The sequence below is a fragment of the Mesorhizobium sp. M1E.F.Ca.ET.063.01.1.1 genome, assembly GCF_003998155.1.
GTDB lineage: Bacteria > Pseudomonadota > Alphaproteobacteria > Rhizobiales > Rhizobiaceae > Mesorhizobium.
The window spans coordinates 1-2,477 of the sequence record NZ_RZSC01000830.1 but is presented as its reverse complement, the minus strand read 5'-3'; the positions used below and the strand labels follow the sequence as shown (position 1 = coordinate 2,477).

General features: G+C 66.5%; 2 protein-coding genes and 1 pseudogene. All 3 read left to right on the top strand.

All coding sequences use genetic code 11. The annotated features are described in order from the left end of the window. Nucleotides 1–117: 117 nt before the first annotated feature. Complete coding sequence (locus tag EOA29_RS33005) at nucleotides 118–1,689, top strand: NAD(P)/FAD-dependent oxidoreductase (protein ID WP_126090419.1); 1,572 nt, start codon at nucleotides 118–120, stop codon at nucleotides 1,687–1,689. Continuing rightward, entirely contained in the window at nucleotides 1,689–2,171 is a 483-nt protein-coding gene (locus EOA29_RS33000) for a MarR family transcriptional regulator (protein WP_126090418.1), read from the top strand. Before EOA29_RS33005 ends, EOA29_RS33000 begins: the two co-directional genes overlap by 1 nt. A 49-nt stretch (nucleotides 2,172–2,220) precedes the next feature. Next, nucleotides 2,221–2,477 (top strand): annotated as a pseudogene (locus EOA29_RS32995) (indolepyruvate ferredoxin oxidoreductase); the annotation flags it as partial.

The window sequence follows — 2,477 nt, the reverse complement described above, 5'->3', positions numbered from 1 at the left end:
GATGACAGCCAATCTCCCCCCAAGAGGGGGAGATGCCCGGCAGGGCAGAGGGGGGCGCGAAGGAACGCCATCCTGGGTAACTGGATCTCACTTCCCGCAGACGGGGAACTACCGCCGATGACCGCCGCCGATCACATCATCGTCGGCAGTGGCATCAACGCCCTGGTCTGTGCGGCCATGCTTGGCGCCAAGAGCGCCAAGGTGCTCGTGCTCGAGCGCAACGACCGCATCGGCGGCTGCATGCGCACCGAGGAGATCACGGCGCCGGGCTTCGTCCATGATGTGATGGCGACGACCTTCGTGCTGTTCATCACCTCGCCGGCCTTTGCGGCACTTGGCAAGGACCTCGCGCGGCATGGGCTGGAGTTCTGCCACACCGCAACGCCCACCGGCGTGCTTCGGCCGGACGGCAGCCATGCCGTGCTCACCACCGATCGCGCCGCCAACATCGCGGCGCTGAACCGGATCGCTTCCGGCGACGGTGACCGTCACGGTGGCGATGTCGGCGGGATCGAGCGCAATGCCGGCCTGCTGTTCGGCCTGCTCGGCGGTGCGCTCTGGTCCTATCCGACGACGAAGCTCTTGGCCGGCGAGGCCTGGCGGCGCGGCCCGCGCGGCCTCGCCGCTTTCATGGGCGAGGCGCTGGTGCCGGCGCGTGGCTGGCTGGAGACCGCCTACATGTCGGACACCGTCCGCGCGCTCTGGGCGCCCTGGGTGCTGCATGCCGGGCTCGGGCCGGAAGACGCCTTCTCCGGCCAGATCGCCAAGGTCATCGCCTTCGCGCTGGAGGCTGCCGGCGCGCCGATCGTCAAAGGCGGCGCCAAGAACCTGCTTGCCGCCTTCGAGGCGCTGATCAAGGAGCGTGGCGGCGACATCCGCGTCAACGCCGATGTCGCCTCGATCGCTCGGAAGGATGGCCGCGCCATCGGCGTGCAGCTCGCCTCCGGCGAGACATTGACGGCATTGGAGAGCGTCATCTGTTCGGTCACGCCGACGCAGCTTTACGGCCGCCTGCTCGGCAAGGATGCGCCGGAGGCCGCCGCCAAGGCAGTGAACGACTATCGCTATGGCAAAGGCAACTTCCAGATCCACTATGCCCTGAACAAGCCGCCGGCCTGGCGGGGCGAGGGTCTCGACAAGGTGGCGCTGCTGCATCTGACGCCGGGGCTCGACGGTGTCTCGAAGGCCTGCAACGAGGCGGTGCGCGGCCTGCTGCCGGAGGTGCCGACCATCTGCGTCGGCCAGCCGCACGCGCTAGACGCATCGCGCTGTCCGGAGGGCAAGGCGATCCTGTGGCTGCAACTGCCCGAAGCGCCGCGCGTTATCAAAGGCGATGCGGCGGGCCAGTTGGAGACACCGGCTGACGGACAATGGAGCGACGCATTGCGCGAAGCCTTTGCCGATCGGGTCGAGGCGATCCTCGCCCACCACATCGACGATTTCAGGGAGACGGTCATTGCGCGCCGCGCCTATTCGCCGGCCGATCTCGAAGCGATGAACATCAACCTTGTCGGCGGCGACCCCTATGGCGGTTCGTCGACAATCGACCAGTCCTTCCTGTGGCGGCCGTTCAAGGCAAGTCGCAACCACGAGACCGGCATCAAGGGTCTCTACCATATCGGCGCCTCAACCCATCCGGGCGCGGGGCTTGGCGGCGGCTCCGGCTTCCTGCTGGCGGGGAGGCTGTGATGGACGGGAAGCTTCCCGAAACGCGCCAGCGCATCTCAACCCTCGGCCAGATCGGCCTGCAGCAGTTCGCGCCCTATCTGATGAACCGCATCATGGGCCGCTACAACGCCACGCTGCGCGAGGATTTCCGCAAGCAGGGCCTGACCATTCCGCAGGTGCGCACGCTGGCTGTGCTCTCAGTCACCGACGGCGTCACCGTCAACGATCTGTCTGTCTATACGGTGATCGAGCAATCGACCTTGAGCCGCACGCTCGACACGCTGGAAGGCCAGGGCCTCGTCCGGCGCGAGCAGGGCGTCACCGACAGCCGCTTCCGCCATGTGTTCCTGACCGATGATGGGCGCGCTTTGTTCACCCGCGCATGGCCGGCCATGCACGACGCTTTCGAGGCGATGTTCGACGGTGTCGACGATGCCGAATATGCCGCGCTGATCGCGATTCTCCAGAAGATGCTGAAGAATATCCGCAAGCACGACATTTGAGTTTGACGTACGCGCCGCCAGCTAACGGCGGCAACGGAAGGAGGCAGAGATGGCCGAACGGTCTTTTGCCAAGGAAGTCGAGAGGCTGAGGTTAGGGGCCGGCGAGGAATTCGCGGGCGAAGGCATCCTCGCCATCACCAAGGCGCTGCTGCAATGCGGTGTCGGCTATGTCGGCGGTTACCAGGGCGCGCCGATCAGCCATCTGATGGACGTGCTCGCCGACGCGCAGGACATTCTGGGCGAGCTCGGCGTGCATTTCGAGGCGAGCGCCTCGGAGGCGACCGCCACCGCCATGCTTGCCGCTTC